This window comes from Pseudomonas sp. 2835, assembly GCF_050435905.1.
Lineage (GTDB): Bacteria > Pseudomonadota > Gammaproteobacteria > Pseudomonadales > Pseudomonadaceae > Aquipseudomonas.
In genome coordinates this window covers 403591-418372 of sequence record NZ_JBNDLE010000001.1, presented here as the reverse complement: position 1 = coordinate 418372, position 14782 = coordinate 403591, and the positions used below count along the sequence as shown (strand labels likewise).

The window sequence follows — 14782 nt, the reverse complement described above, 5'->3', positions numbered from 1 at the left end:
CTGTACATGGAGAAGCGTATGAGCCTGCACATCGAAACCCCGTTGATCGCCTCGCGTCCGCTGAGCCTGGCCAGTGGCCTGGACATCTGGCTCAAGCTCGACGCGCTGCAGCCGTCCGGCTCGTTCAAGCTGCGCGGTATCGGCGCTGCCTGTGAAGCCTATGCCCAGCAGGGCAAGCGCCGCTTCGTGTCGTCCTCGGGTGGCAATGCCGGAATCGCCGTGGCCGTGGCCGGGCGCATTCTCGGCCTGGCGGTGACCGTGGTGGTGCCGCAAACCACCACCGAGCGGGCCAAGCAACTGATCCGCCAGGAGCAGGCCGAAGTGATCGTGCATGGCAAGGCCTGGCACGAGGCCAATGCCCTGGCGCTGTCGCTGATGGGCGAAGATGACGCCTATATCCACCCCTTCGACGACCCGCTGTTGTGGCAGGGCCACGCGAGCATGATCGACGAAGTCGCCGCCACCGGCTTCAAGCCCGATGCGGTGGTGGTCGCGGTCGGCGGCGGTGGTTTGTTGTCGGGGGTTTGTGAAGGCCTGGCGCGCAATGACTGGGGCCAGGTGCCGGTGTTTGCCGTGGAAACCAGCGGCGCTGCCTCGCTGGCGGCGGCCATGGCGCAAAAGCAACTGGTGGCGCTGGACGGCGTCAACACCGTGGCCACCTCGCTGGCGGCCAAGCAGGTGTGCCAGCGCGCCTTCGAGTGGAGCCAGGAGCGACCGGTGGTCAGCCATGTGGTCAGTGACCAGGCGGCGCTGGACGCCTGCGAGCAGTTCCTGCTCGACCAGCGCATCCTGGTCGAGCCGGCCTGCGGTGCGGCCCTGGCCCTGGCTTACGCGCCCACGGCAGAACTCAAGCAGCACCAGAAAGTGCTGGTGATCGTGTGTGGCGGCGTCACCGCAACCCTCGACCAGATCCACCAATGGCGCGCGGCCTGCTAGTTGGATAGCGTCGTCCATCAAGCCCCCGGGCATCCAGGCGTACGCCTGATCGATGCCCGCTACCAGCAATTTGCCTTTCCCCGGCATTTTCACCTGGAGTACCACATCGGCCTGATTGTCACCGGCCAGCAGCGTTACGCCGCCGGCGGCACGCGCCAGCTGGCCGGGGCAGGGGACATCCTGCTGATGGCCCCGGAACACGTACACGACGGCGCCAGCGCCGATGACCAGGGCTACGGCATCCGCATCCTGACCCTTGATCCTGGCTGGCTGGCCGAGGTCAGCCGTGACCTGAGCGACGGCCGCCAGGGCCTGCCCAACCTCAATGCCTTGCAACTGCGCCACCCGCAGTTGCAGCATTTGCTTAATGGTTTGCACCAGCAGCACGACCCGCTGGCGTTTGCAAGTCACCTGTGGGAAACCCTGGCGCTGCTGCTCGGGCTGGGTTCTACCCTCAACGTGAACGAGCACAGCAACGGTTTTGATCCGCAGCGTTGGCGGCAGTTGCGCGAATGGCTGGAGTCACGCCTGGACCAGCCGCCGAGCCTGGAAGAAATGGCTGCATTCGTTGATTTGAGCCCGTGGCAGCTGCTGCGCCGCTTTCGCAATCACTGCGGCTTGCCGCCGCAGCAATGGTTGACCCAGTTGCGCCTGGAGCGGGCCTTGCCCCGGGTGCTGGCCGGCCAGCCCTTGAGTGAAATTGCTCTGGACCTGGGGTTCTACGACCAGGCGCATTTCAGTCGCCTGTTTCGCCGCACCTATGGCGCGCCGCCGCGGGGCCTGAAGGTGATGAAACGCTAACCAGTGCAGATCTTCACCGGCTGGGCACATCACCGGCAACCGTGGTCCGGAACATCTCGCGGCGCATGCCGTGGTAGTCGGCGATCGGCAGGTGCCAGGTGCTGCGGTTGTCCCAGATCGCCAAGGTTCCCTGGCGCCAGCGCATGCGGCAGGTAAAAGCGGGCGTGGTGGCCAGGTTGAACAGGTAGTCGAGCAGCGGCCTGGCTTCTTCGCTGCGCAAGCCCTGGATGCCTACGGTGTAGGCAGGGTTGATAAACAGCACCTTCTCGCCGGTTTGCGGATGACGGGTCACCAGCGGGTGGCTGCGCATGTCCTGCGAGGTGTCGCTGCCATAGTGGATCGCCATATTTTCCAGCAGGGCGTTATGGTTGGCGCCGACCCCGTAGGCCCGCTCGGGGCTGTGTAGCGCATCGAGAGTGCCCAGCAGCGCCTGCATGCCCGCTGACAGCCATTGATAGGCCAGTGCCAGGTTGGCGTAGCAGGTATCGCCACCGTAGGCCGGGATGTCGTGGCCGTAGAGCAGGGTGAAGGCCGGCGGGCGCTGCTGGAAGGTCCAGTCGCTGTGCCAGGCGCCGCCGAACACGAAGGGCGCCTTCTCGTCGGCCTCCTTGACCACATGCACCACATGCGGATGGTCGGCCATGGGGGTCACGTAGGGTTCGCGGCCGAATTCGCCGAACTGTCGGGTGACCCGCTCAAGGTCGGCGATGCGCAGGTTCTGCTCGCGAATGAACAGCACCTTGTGCGCCAGCAGCGCCTGGCGCAGTTCGACCCAGCCTGCGTCCTCCAGGCGGTTCAGGTCGAGGCCCTCGACGTCGGCACCAAGGGCACCGGTACTGGGCAAGACGCGCAAGTGGCGGTAGTCGGCTGCGCGGTTGTGGTCGGGATGGCAGTAGATGAATTCGCTCATGACGGACACTCGTGTGGGCCTGCTGTCATCGGGATTGCAGTTCATCGCGCACTGCGGCTTCAACCGGGGCGGGCTCGTGCCCACGGCTCACCCACCAGCCAAAGCCTGCCGCCGTGAAGAACATGATCAAACTGTAGATCGCCGCCGGTATGGCCATGGTCGAGTTGTTCAGCAGGCTAGGGGCCAGCGCCAGGGCAATCGCCAGGGTGCCGTTATGGATGCCGATCTCCATGCCGATGGCAATCGCCTGGCGCTTGGGGATTTTCAGCAGCCGTGGCAGCCAGTAGCCGATGCCCAGGCTCAGCAGGTTGAACAGCAGCGCCGCGCCGCCTACCACCGGGGCATAATCGACGACGGTCTGCCAGTCCTTGACCATCGCCAGAACAATCGTGAACACCAGAAACAGCGCGGCGATGATCTTCATCGGCCGCTCCATGCGCGCTGCAAACCCCGGCGCCAGACGGCGGATCAGCATGCCGATGGCCACCGGCACGAGGACAATGGCAAACACCTGCAGCACCTTGGCAAATTGCAGCGGGATGGCCTGGTCGGCGGCCATGAAGTAGGCCAGCGACAGGTTGACCAGCAGCGGCATGGTCAGGATCGCAATCAGCGAGTTGACCGCCGTCAGGGTCACGTTCAAGGCCACGTCACCGTGGGCCAGATGGCTGAACAGGTTGGCGGTGGTGCCGCCAGGGGAGGCCGCCAGCAGCATCAGGCCCACCGCCAGAGCAGGGGCCAAACCGAAACCTTTGGCGATCAGAAAACAGATAAAAGGCAGCAGCAGGATCTGGCAGGCCAGGCCGATGAGGACCGGTTTGGGAAATTTCACCACCCGGGCAAAATCGGCCAGGGTCAGGGTCAGGCCCAGACCGAGCATGATGAAACCCAGGGCGATGGGCAGGAAGGCACTGAGCAAGGGCGATGCAGTCATGGCGCGGACTCGTAAGAAGGCGATGTCCGCCAGTGTAGGCAAGGATTTCAATATCCATTACGGATCTTGCGGTTTATGCCCGGCAAACAGTAGCATCGCCGCTTTTGCCCCAGGACCCGATTCCCGATGCAGTTTCAGCCAGGCATTCTCGCCGCCCCCGTTCCCGCCCAGGCCCGCCACCTGTTCTTCACCTTGCACTCGCCCGCCGCCTTGCCGGGCGTGCTCGATGCGCTGCTGCAGCAGGTTGATGGCAGCCGCGTGGTAGCCGGTTTCGGCGCGCCGCTGGTGCAGGCGCTGGGTGGCAGCATCGACGGCCTGCGTGGGTTTCCCCAGCTGACCGCAGCGGTCGACAACCCCTGCACCCAGCACGACCTGTGGCTGTGGCTGCGCGGTGATGACCGTGGCGAGCTGTGGTTGCACAGCCAGGCGCTTGAGCAACTGTTGGCCCCGGCCTTGAAACTGGCCGAGGCGACCGATGCCTTCCGCCACAAGAGCGGCCACGACCTGACCGGCTACGAAGATGGCACCGAGAACCCGGTGGAAGAGGCTGCCGTTGAAGCGGCGATCCTTGCCAGCGAGGTGCCGGGGCTGAACGGTTCGAGCTTTGCCGCGTTCCAGCTGTGGCGCCATGACCTGAATTGTTTCAAAGCTTTGCCGCAAGCTGAGCAGGACGACATTATCGGCCGGCGCAAGGCCGACAACGAAGAGCTCGACGACGCGCCGCAGTCGGCCCACGTCAAGCGCACCGCCCAGGAAAGCTTTGCCCCTGAAGCCTTTATCGTCCGGCGCTCGATGCCCTGGGCGGATGAGCGTGGTGCGGGGCTGGCGTTCCTGGCCTTCGGTCATTCGTTTGATGCGTTTGAAGTGCAACTGCGGCGCATGAGCGGCCTGGAAGACGGCGTGGTCGATGCCCTGTACCGCTTCAGCCGGCCGCTGACCGGGGGCTACTACTGGTGCCCGCCGCTGGGCGAGCATGGGCTGGACTTGAGCGCTGTGCTCGGGCGCTGAATGTGGGAGCTGGCTTGCCAGCGATGGGGCCAGATCAGCCAGCCTGGCCGGCGTTGCCTGAACTACGAGCGCTTCGCGCTCGATCGCCGGCAAGGCCGGCTCCCACAGGACTGGCAGTTGTAAGAAAATTTTACGGACTTTTTACGAAGAGGCGTCAAGCAGAAAGGGATACTGCCCGCGCATTTCTTCGAGACGTCCGACCGTGAGCCAAGCCGCAACTTCCGCAAGCGCCCATCCCCCCGTAAAAACCTCGTCACTGAGCCTGTTGATCGCCGCCGCCGGCGTGGTCTATGGCGATATCGGCACCAGTCCGCTGTACACCCTCAAGGAGGTCTTCGCCGGTCATTACGGCGTGCAGGCCAACCATGACGGTGTGCTCGGCATTCTCTCGCTGGTGTTCTGGTCGCTGATCTGGGTGGTGACCATCAAGTACGTGCTGTTCGTGCTGCGCGCCGACAACCAGGGCGAAGGCGGGATCATGGCCCTGACCGCCCTGGCCCGGCGGGCGGCGGCGCCGTACCCGCGCTTGAGCCGGGTGCTGGTGCTGCTCGGGCTGTTTGGCGCGGCGTTGTTCTACGGCGACAGCATGATCACCCCGGCGATTTCCGTGCTGTCGGCGGTGGAGGGGCTGCAACTGGCCTTTGACGGCATCGACCACTGGGTCGTGCCCCTGGCGGTGGTAGTGCTGGTGGCGCTATTTCTGATCCAGAAGCATGGCACCGCACGCATCGGGATCATTTTCGGCCCGGTGATGGTGCTGTGGTTCACCGTGCTTGGCGCGCTGGGGGTGTACGGCATCGTCCAGCGCCCGGAAGTGCTGCTGGCGATGAACCCGGCCTGGGCGGTGAACTTCTTCATCGTTCACCCGGGCATGGGCGTGGCGATTCTTGGTGCGGTGGTGCTGGCCCTGACCGGCGCCGAGGCGCTGTATGCCGACATGGGCCATTTCGGCCGCAAGCCGATTGCCCGCGCCTGGATCCTGCTGGTGCTGCCGGGCCTGGTACTCAACTATTTCGGCCAGGGCGCGCTGATCCTCGGCAACCCCGAGGCGGTCCGCAACCCGTTCTACCTGCTGGCCCCTGACTGGGCGCTGGTGCCGATGATCGCCCTGGCCACCCTGGCGACCATCATTGCCTCCCAGGCGGTGATTTCCGGCGCGTTCTCGCTGACCCGCCAGGCGATTCAGCTGGGCTACGTGCCGCGCATGTTCATCCAGCACACCTCAAGCCAGGAGCAGGGGCAGATCTATATCGGCACAGTGAACTGGGCGCTGATGGTCGGCGTGGTCCTGCTGGTGATCGGCTTCGAGTCGTCCGGCGCCCTGGCCGCGGCCTATGGCGTGGCAGTGACCGGCACCATGCTGATCACCACCTTGCTGTCTTCGGCCGTGGTACTGCTGTTGTGGAAGGCCCCGCGCTGGCTGGCGCTGCCATTGCTGCTGGGCTTTTTGCTGGTCGACAGCCTGTACTTTGCCGCCAACGCGCCGAAGATCTTCCAGGGCGGCGCCTTCCCGGTTATCGCCGGCATCGCCTTGTTCATCCTCATGACCACCTGGAAGCGTGGGCGCAAGATTATCGTCGAGCGTCTCGACGAGTCGGCCTTGCCGCTGCCGCTGTTTATCAGCAGCCTGGCTGCGCAACCGCCGCACCGGGTGCAGGGCACAGCGGTGTTCCTCACCGCTCGCGCCGACGCCGTGCCCCATGCCTTGCTGCACAACTTGCTGCACAACCAGGTGCTGCATGAACGGGTGGTGCTGCTTACCGTGGTGTCCCAGGATCGCCCGCGGGTGCCGGTGGCCCAGCGTTTCGAAGTACAGGCTTTTGGCGAGGGCTTCTACCGGGTCAACCTCAATTTTGGCTTTATCGAAGAGCCCGACGTACCGGCGGCACTGCAGCTGTGCCCCCTCAAGGAGCTGGACTTCAGCCCGATGGCCACCACCTACTTCCTCAGCCGCGAGACGGTGATCCCGACCAAGCGCATCGGCATGGCGCGTTGGCGCGAGGCGCTGTTCGCGTTCTTGCTCAAGAACGCCAACAGCAACCTCAAGTACTTCAACCTGCCGCTGAACCGGGTGATCGAGCTGGGGACACAGGTGGAGATGTAGCCAGGGCTGGCCTGTCATCAAATGAAAACAGCTTGTCGTCCGATGCGAAGCACCCGGTAAGCGTTGGGCATAGAGTCCAGTCAACAAGAATTGACGCACTGCGTCAGGATGACTGGAGTGACATGCATGGCCAAAGTCGTACGCTTCTATGAAACCGGTGGCCCCGAAGTTCTGCGCTATGAGGACGCCGACGTCGGCGAGCCGGGCCCGGGCCAGGTGCGCCTGCGCCAGGTGGCGGTGGGGCTGAACTACGCCGACACCTACTTTCGCAACGGCACCTACCCGATCCCGCTGCCCAACGGCATGGGCGTGGAAGCCTCCGGGGTGGTGCAGGCGGTGGGTGAGGGCGTGAGCCAGGTCGCGGTGGGCGACCGGGTGACCTACACCGGGTTTCTCAACACCCTTGGCGCCTATTGCACCGAACGCCTGATTCCGGCGGCGGCCTTGATCAAGCTCCCGGAAACCATCGCCTTTGAAACCGCGGCGGCGATGACCATGCGCGGCCTGACCTCGGCCTACCTTATGCGCCGCCTGTACGACTTCAAGCCCGGTGACAGCGTGCTGCTGCACGCCGCCGCCGGCGGTGTCGGCCTGATTGTCTCGCAGTGGGCGCGTCTGCTCGGCCTGACAGTGATCGGCACCGTGTCCACCGACGCCAAGGCCGAAGTGGCCCGGGCCCACGGCTGCAGCCACACCATCAACTACAGCCACGAAGACGTCGCCAAGCGCGTACGCGAGCTGACCGACGGGGTTGGCGTCAACGTGGTGTTCGACAGCGTTGGCAAGAGCACCTTCATGGCCTCGCTGGACTCGCTCAAGCGTCGCGGGCTGATGGTCTGCGTCGGCACCGCCTCCGGCACCATCGCGCCGTTCGACCCGCAGATCCTGGCGATCAAGGGCTCGCTGCACCTGACCCGCCCGGCCCTGGCCGACTACATCGCCGACCCGGCGGAGAAGGCAGACCTCGCCGGCGAGCTGTTCGAGCATGTCAGCAGCGGGCGGATCAAGATCGAGATCAACCAGCACTATGCATTGCAGGATGCGGTCCAGGCCCACCGTGACCTGGAAGCGCGCAAGACCACCGGCTCGTCAATCTTCGTCATCTGAAGAGGGCAACAGCATGCACATCGAACAACTGACCTGCGCCATCGGTGCCGAGATCACCGGGGTCAATCTGGCAGATGCAATTGATGACGACGACCTGTTCGAGCAACTGCGTGCGCAGTTGCTCAAGCACCGGGTGCTGTTCTTGCGCGATCAGACCTTCAGCCGCGCCGAGCACGTGGCCTTCGCCCAGCGCTTCGGCGAGCTGGAGGACCACCCGGTGGCCGGTAGCGACCCCGAGCACCCGGGCCTGGTGCAGATCTACAAGCGCCCGGAGCAACCCGCCGACCGCTACGAAAACGCCTGGCACACCGACGCCACCTGGCGCGAGGCACCGCCCATGGGCTGCGTGTTGCGCTGCGTGGAATGCCCGCCGGTAGGCGGTGACACCATGTGGGCGAACATGGTGCTGGCTTACCAGAACCTGCCGGAGGAGGTGAAGGCCAGGATCGAGGGCCTGCGCGCCCGGCACAGCATCGAGGCCAGTTTTGGCGCCGCCATGCCGATGGAAAAGCGCCTGGCGCTCAAGGCGCAGTTCCCCGATGCCGAACACCCGGTGGTGCGCACCCACCCGGACACCGGCGAGCCGGTGTTGTTCGTCAACGCCTTCACCACCCACTTCAGCAACTACCACACGCCGCAGCGGGTGCGTTTCGGCCAGGACGCCAACCCCGGTGCCAGCGACCTGCTGCGCTACCTGATCAGCCAGGCCTACCTGCCTGAGTACCAGGTGCGCTGGCGCTGGAAACCCAACAGCGTGGCGATCTGGGACAACCGCAGCACCCAGCATTACGCGGTCATGGACTACCCAGCGTGCCACCGCAAGATGGAGCGCGCCGGGATCAAGGGCGACCGTACCTTCTGACGCCCCGCAACACCCCAGGACAATAACAAGACCGAGGACTACAGCATGCAATTCTTCGACGATTCGTTGCACCCGGAAAACATGGAAAAGGTGGTGATCACCGTGGCCCCGTATGGCCCGGAATGGATGCCCGAGGACTTTCCCGAAGACATTCCGCTGACCATGGACGAACAGGTGCAAAAGGCAGTCGACTGCTATGAAGCCGGTGCCACCGTGCTTCATCTGCACGTGCGTGAACTGGACGGCAAGGGCTCCAAGCGCCTGTCGAAATTCAATGAACTGATTGCCGGCGTGCGCGAAGCGGTGCCGGAGATGATTATCCAGGTCGGCGGCTCGATCTCGTTCGCTCCGGAAAGCGACGGCGAGGCGGCCAAGTGGCTGTCCGATGACACCCGGCACATGCTCGCCGAGCTTACGCCCAAGCCCGACCAGGTCACCGTGGCAATCAACACCACGCAGATGAACATCATGGAGCTGCTGTACCCGGAGTACCTGGAGGGCACCTCCCTGGCCCATCCGGCGATCCACGCCGCCTACAGCGAAATGACCGTACCGGCCGGCCCGGCCTGGGTGCGCGAACACCTGCGCCGATTGCAAGCAAGCAACATCCAGCCGCATTTCCAGCTGACCGGCATGCACGCCCTGGAAACCCTTGAACGCATCGTGCGCAAGGGCGACTACATGGGCCCGCTGAACCTGACCTGGATCGGCATTGGTGGCGGGTTCGACGGCCCAAACCCGTTCAACTTCTTCAATTTCATTCACCGTGCGCCCAACGGCTGCACCCTGACCGCCGAATCGCTGCTGAAAAACGTGCTGCCGTTCAACACCATGGCCCTGGCCATGGGGCTGCACCCGCGTTGCGGCAACGAAGACACCATCATCGACCAGCACGGCAAGCGCTTCGGTTCGGTGCAGCAGATCCAGCAGACCGTGCGCGTGGCCCATGAGCTGGGCCGTGAGATCGCCAACGGCAAGGAAGCGCGGGCCATCTACCGCATTGGCGAGCAGTACAGCAGCATCGAGCAGACCCTTCAGGCCAACGGCATGGCGCCTAACCGCCAGCCGGGCCAGAAGGGTGTGCCGCAGCGCGCCTGATTGGCCAGGCCCGGTACGTGTTTACGTGTCGGGCCGCTGATCCGCAGCGCTGTCCGTCGGGCTTTCAAAAACAATAAAACTCACGCCAGACAACCCCAAGGAGGCAGCATGGCCGCCTATATCGCCAGCGCCACAGACGATGGCGCCGACACTTCACAGGGCATTCCACGGCGTTATGCCTGGATTGTCTTTGCCCTGACCTTTGGCCTGCTGATTTCCGACTACATGTCGCGGCAGGTACTCAATGCGGTGTTCCCGTTGCTCAAGGCCGAATGGGCCCTGAGTGACAGCCAGTTGGGCCTGCTCAGCGGCATCGTCGCGCTGATGGTCGGGCTGCTGACCTTTCCCTTGTCGCTGCTGGCCGACCGGTTCGGGCGCATCCGCAGCCTGGTGCTGATGGCCGTGCTCTGGAGCCTGGCCACCCTCGGTTGCGCCCTGGCCGACAACTACCCGCAGATGTTTGCCGCGCGCTTTCTGGTCGGCGTCGGCGAGGCCGCCTATGGCAGCGTCGGCATCGCCGTGGTGGTCGCGGTGTTCCCCCGTGACATGCGCGCGACCCTGGCCGGCGCCTTCATGGCCGGCGGCATGTTCGGCTCGGTACTGGGCATGGCCCTGGGCGGCTTGATGGCCCAGCACTTTGGCTGGCGCTGGGCGTTTGCCGGCATGGCCCTGTTTGGCCTGTTGCTGGCGTTGCTGTACCCGCTGATCGTCAAGGAAGCGAAGATCGCCCCGCAGCGGGTCAATGCCGCCGCCGGCAAGATCGCCCGGCCACTGCACACCTTGTACGGCAGCCGCTCGGTGATCGCCGCCTACGTGGGCAGTGGCCTGCAGTTGTTCGTCGGCGGCACGGTGATTGTCTGGATGCCCAGCTACCTGAACCGCTACTACGCCATGAGCACCGACCGGGCCGGCGTGGTGGCGGCCATCATCGTGCTGTGCAGCGGCATCGGCATGATTCTTTGCGCCATGCTTTGCGACCGCCTGGGCCGGCAGCGCCCGGACCGCAAAATCAGCCTGGCCATCGGTTACTGCCTGGGCAGTTGCCTGTTGCTGTCGATCGCCTTTGCGCTGCCTGCGGGCACCGCGCAACTGGTGCTGATCTGCCTGGGGATGATGGTTGCCGCCGGCACCAACGGCCCGTCCAGCGCCATGGTCGCCAACCTCACCCATTACTCGGTGCACGGCACCGCGTTTGCCACCCTGACCCTGGCCAACAACCTGCTTGGGCTGGCGACCGGGCCGCTGATTACCGGCCGGGTTTCCGACCTGATCGGCCTGCATGCCGCCTTCCAGCTGGTGCCGTTGATCAGCATCGCGGCGGCGGCGGTGTTTTTTATTGCCAAGCGTCATTACCACCGTGACATGTCCCGCCTGGAGATGAATCCGTGAAGCATGTTTTGTCGATCGAAGTGTTCTTCGACTTTATCTGCCCCTGGTGCCTGATTGGCCAGGCGCATCTGCAACGGGCCCTGGAGCAACTGCGTCGCCAGCGGCCCGAGGTCGAGGTCAAGTTGCATTTGCGCGGCGTGCAATTGCTGCCGCAGATGGCCAGGACCGGCCAGCCGTTCGAGGCCTTTTACCGCAAGCGCCTGGGCAGCGATGAGGCGGTACGCCTGCGCCAGGCACAGGTGCGCCATGCTGGCGAGGCTGCCGGGGTGAGCATCGATTTTGCCCGCATCAGCCGCATGCCCAATACTGCCGATGCCCATCGCCTGCTGCAGCGCGCCGTGGCGCTGGGGTCGGCGCAGCAAGCCGAAGCGCTGCTGGCCAGGCTGTTTGCCGCCTACTTCCAGCACGGCAAGGACCTGGGCGATCCGGTGACCTTGATGCACATCGCCAGCGCCTGTGGCCTGGAGCCTGGAAGGGTTGCCGATTGCCTGCGCGGCGATGCCAGCCCGTTCATCGGTGCCAATGACCAGGCCGCCGATGGCGTGCCGTGTTTTCGCTTCAACCAGCGCGTGCGGGTGTCGGGGGCGCAGCCAGTGGAGGTGTTGCTGCAGGCCATGGCTGAAACCCTGGAACACGAGGTGGCGGCATGAGCGGGGTGTATCCGGTACCGGCCGACAAAGTCCCGGCGCGTGGCGGGCGGGTGTTGCTGGAATGGGAGGGCAGGAGTGTCGCGCTGTTCAATGTCGCCGACAGCTACTACGCCATCGACGACAGCTGCCCGCACCAGGGCGCCTCGCTGTGTGGCGGTCGCCTGGACGGGCGGGTAATCCAGTGCTGCGCCCATGGTCTGCGCTTTGATCTGGCCAGCGGCTACTTGCTCAATTCGACCCAACTCAAGGTTGCCAGCTACCCGGTCGAGCAGCGAAGTGGGCAGCTGTTCATCGTGCTGGCGAGCACGGAGGCGGGCCAATGAGCGTGATCGCAATTGCCGCCGCCAACCACCGCGCCCGGGAACTGGCGCCGGGCTTTATCGTCAGCCTGATTGCCGCGGCGGCGGCGAGCTTTCTCAGTGAGCATTACGATGCCCCGGTGATGCTGTTTGCCTTGTTGCTGGGCATGGCGCTGAACTTTCTGGCCAGCGATGGCCGTTGCAAAGCCGGGATCGAATTTACCGCGCGCACGGTATTGCGCCTGGGCGTGGCGCTGCTGGGCATGCGCATTACCCTGGGCCAGATCGCCAGCCTTGGCTGGAAGCCGGTGGCGCTGGTGGTGATACTGGTGGTGGTGACCATCCTGGTGTCGGTGGTGGCGGCCCGGGCCCTGGGTTTTCAACGTTTGTTCGGCATGCTCACCGGCGGCGCCACGGCGATCTGCGGGGCCTCGGCGGCACTAGCCCTGGCCGCAGCCTTGCCCCATCACCCGCAAAAAGAGCGCGCCACCCTGTTTACCGTGATTGGCGTGTCGGCGTTGTCGACCCTGGCGATGATCGTCTACCCGATGATTGCCAGCTGGCTGCAATTGTCGCCGCAGCAGGCCGGGGTGTTTCTCGGCGCGACCATTCATGATGTGGCGCAGGTGGTGGGGGCGGGGTACAGCATGTCTACCGAGACCGGCGACATTGCCACGGTGGTCAAGCTGATGCGCGTGGCCATGTTGCTGCCGGTGATTGTCTGTGCGGCTATGATCACCCGTCGCGCCGGCGGTGATGCAGGCGGGCAGCGGCCACCGTTGCTGCCATGGTTTGCGGTGGGTTTCGTGCTGCTGGCCTGCATCAACAGCACCGGCTGGGTGTCGGCGGCGGTGCAGGGCGGGGTCAATGACCTGTCGCGCTGGTGCCTGGTGGTGGCGATCAGCGCCCTGGGCATGAAAACTCAGTTAAAGGAGCTGGCGGCGGTGGGCTTCAAGCCGATTGCGCTGATGGTCGGGGAGACGCTGTTCCTGGTGCTGCTGGTGTTGGCGTTGATGCACTGGGGGTTGTAGACGGTTGCCCCAGGGGGGCTGCTTTGCAGCCCTTCGCCGGCCTTGCCGGCGATGAGGCCAGTGCAGCCAGCACCTCAGGTGTCGTCTGGATTGCGACCGCTGCGCGCTCGATCGCCGGCAAGGCCAGCTCCCACCGGGCTCCGTGTACGCCGATCCATTGTGGGAGTCGGCGTTGCCGGCGATGAGGCCGGTGCAGTCAGCACCTCAAGTGTCGTCTGGATTGCGACCGCTGCGCGCTCGATCGCTGGCAAAGCCAGCTCCTACCGGGCTCCGTGTACGCCGATCCATTGTGTGAGCCGGCTTTGCCGGCGATGAGGCCGGTGCAGTCAGCACAAGAGGTGTTGACTGGGTTACGACCGCTGCGCGCTCGATCGCCGGCAAGGCCAGCTCCTACAGGTCCGGTGCATGCAGGTCCATTGTGGGAGCCGGCGTTGCCGGCGATGAGGCCGGTGCAGCCAGCACAAGAGGTGTTGACTGGATTACGACCGCTGCGCGCTCGTGTTTTACAGCGGCGGCGGCTCTTGCCGGCGCTCATGCTGCGTCCTCCAAGTCGCCGGCGGCATGCCGAACTGGGCGATGAACCAGCGGGTGAATGAGCTGGGCATCGAATAGCCGAGCATGTCGGCAATCCGCCCCAGCGAATAGGCAGGATTCTCCAGATAGCGGATCACCAGGTCGCGGCGCACGCCGTTGATCAAATCGCTGAAGGTCACCCCGCATTCCTCCAGGCGCCGCTGCAAGGTGCGCACGTTCATACCCTGGGTCTGCGCCACTTGCTCGATGGTTGCTCGCCCCATGGGCAATAGCAGGTAGATGGTCTTGCGCATTTCCAGCTCCAGCGACAGCTTGCCACCGGCCTGCAGGGTGTCCAGGTAACGCTGCGCCAGGCGCGCCATGGCCTCGTTGGCCAAGGGGTTGGCGGTGTCGAGGTCGGCGGCCGGGCAGACGATACCGTTGAACTCGCTGCCAAACACCAGCTTGCAGCCAAAAATCCGCCGGTGAATGGCCAGGTCCGCCGGGGCCGCGTGGGTGAAGTTGGCGCTGATCGGGTGCCAGTGAGCCCCCAGCAGTGCGGCGCACAGGCGCAACATTACGCCAATTGCCAGCTCTGTAGCCTGGCGCCCGCGCTGGGGCAGGTCGGTAACCACTTCTTCGCGAATGATCACGGTCTTGCCGGCTTCTTCGATATGAATGGCCAGGGCGTCGTTGAGCAAATGCCGGTACTGGACGATCACCTGCAGGGCATCACGCAGGGTGCGCTGGTGGCTGAGCAGCAGGCTGATCTCGCCAAAGTCCGACAGCTGGCGCAGCTCGGCCATGCGCAGGCCGAAGGTATCGCAACCACTGACACGCGCGGATTCCTCCAGCAGGGTGACCACGCTGGACACGGCGATGCGTTGATTGGGGTCGTCGAGCAGGGCAGCGCTGAGGCCGACCTGAGCCAGCAGGGCATGGGGGTTGAGCCCGAGGTGGCGAGACACCTCAAGGTAGTTGGTCAGGCTGGCAGCACGTACAAGGGCGGTCATTGTTGTTGTTTTCCACGCGTGGTCATCGGGCGTCCCGCTTCTGTGGCGGGTCACTCGTTATAGCGCGGGTGTCGTCAAATGAGAAGCCGCCGGCAGCAGTGCTTCGTCGGCCAACGCCTGCGATAAC

General features: G+C 64.8%; 14 protein-coding genes. 11 read left to right on the top strand and 3 right to left on the bottom strand.

All coding sequences use genetic code 11. From position 1 onward, the window contains the following. Positions 1–18 precede the first annotated feature (18 nt). The gene (locus tag ABIE20_RS01575) at positions 19–936 is read left to right on the top strand and encodes a pyridoxal-phosphate dependent enzyme (RefSeq protein WP_429502234.1); all 918 of its coding nucleotides are present in this window, start codon (positions 19–21) and stop codon (positions 934–936) included. Beyond that, a complete protein-coding gene (locus ABIE20_RS01570) occupies positions 937–1737 on the top strand; it encodes an AraC family ligand binding domain-containing protein (RefSeq protein WP_429502232.1) in 801 nt (266 codons plus the stop codon). 13 nt (positions 1738–1750) lie between these two features. Here the strand turns inward: ABIE20_RS01570 and ABIE20_RS01565 are convergent, their stop codons facing one another. Then, positions 1751–2647: a TauD/TfdA dioxygenase family protein gene (locus ABIE20_RS01565; RefSeq protein ID WP_429502230.1), complete on the bottom strand. Its 897-nt coding sequence runs from the start codon at positions 2645–2647 to the stop codon at positions 1751–1753. A gap of 25 nt (positions 2648–2672) precedes the next feature. Continuing rightward, positions 2673–3581: a bile acid:sodium symporter family protein gene (locus ABIE20_RS01560; protein WP_429502228.1), complete on the bottom strand. Its 909-nt coding sequence runs from the start codon at positions 3579–3581 to the stop codon at positions 2673–2675. A gap of 126 nt (positions 3582–3707) precedes the next feature. Between ABIE20_RS01560 and ABIE20_RS01555 the strand changes: the two genes are divergently transcribed. The 9 genes from ABIE20_RS01555 (at position 3708) to ABIE20_RS01515 (ending at position 13129) form a co-directional block, all read left to right on the top strand. Continuing rightward, entirely contained in the window at positions 3708–4589 is an 882-nt protein-coding gene (locus ABIE20_RS01555; protein WP_429502226.1) for a Dyp-type peroxidase, read from the top strand. Positions 4590–4791: 202 nt separating this feature from the next. Continuing rightward, the gene (locus tag ABIE20_RS01550; protein ID WP_429502224.1) at positions 4792–6693 is read left to right on the top strand and encodes a potassium transporter Kup; all 1902 of its coding nucleotides are present in this window, start codon (positions 4792–4794) and stop codon (positions 6691–6693) included. A 126-nt stretch (positions 6694–6819) separates the two neighbouring features. Further along, complete coding sequence (locus tag ABIE20_RS01545; protein ID WP_429502222.1) at positions 6820–7800, top strand: quinone oxidoreductase family protein; 981 nt, start codon at positions 6820–6822, stop codon at positions 7798–7800. A 13-nt stretch (positions 7801–7813) separates the two neighbouring features. Next, on the top strand, positions 7814–8662 hold the full coding sequence (locus tag ABIE20_RS01540) for a TauD/TfdA dioxygenase family protein (RefSeq protein WP_429502220.1): 849 nt from the start codon (positions 7814–7816) through the stop codon (positions 8660–8662). Positions 8663–8707: 45 nt separating this feature from the next. Continuing rightward, positions 8708–9760 (top strand): 3-keto-5-aminohexanoate cleavage protein, encoded by a 1053-nt coding sequence (locus tag ABIE20_RS01535; RefSeq protein ID WP_429502218.1) that lies wholly within the window; start codon positions 8708–8710, stop codon positions 9758–9760. 108 nt (positions 9761–9868) lie between these two features. Beyond that, positions 9869–11149, top strand: coding sequence for an MFS transporter (locus ABIE20_RS01530; RefSeq protein WP_429502216.1), 1281 nt, complete (start codon positions 9869–9871; stop codon positions 11147–11149). Continuing rightward, positions 11146–11799, top strand: a complete 654-nt coding sequence (locus ABIE20_RS01525; protein ID WP_429502214.1) for a DsbA family oxidoreductase — start codon at positions 11146–11148, stop codon at positions 11797–11799. The genes ABIE20_RS01530 and ABIE20_RS01525 overlap by 4 nt, the downstream gene beginning before the upstream one ends. Further along, positions 11796–12122, top strand: coding sequence for a Rieske (2Fe-2S) protein (locus tag ABIE20_RS01520; RefSeq protein ID WP_429502212.1), 327 nt, complete (start codon positions 11796–11798; stop codon positions 12120–12122). The genes ABIE20_RS01525 and ABIE20_RS01520 overlap by 4 nt, the downstream gene beginning before the upstream one ends. Then, positions 12119–13129: a YeiH family protein gene (locus ABIE20_RS01515; protein ID WP_429502210.1), complete on the top strand. Its 1011-nt coding sequence runs from the start codon at positions 12119–12121 to the stop codon at positions 13127–13129. Before ABIE20_RS01520 ends, ABIE20_RS01515 begins: the two co-directional genes overlap by 4 nt. Before the next feature lie 503 nt (positions 13130–13632). Here ABIE20_RS01515 and ABIE20_RS01510 read toward each other — a convergent pair. Continuing rightward, the gene (locus ABIE20_RS01510; protein ID WP_429502208.1) at positions 13633–14655 is read right to left on the bottom strand and encodes an AraC family transcriptional regulator; all 1023 of its coding nucleotides are present in this window, start codon (positions 14653–14655) and stop codon (positions 13633–13635) included. Between the last annotated feature and the right edge of the window lie 127 nt (positions 14656–14782).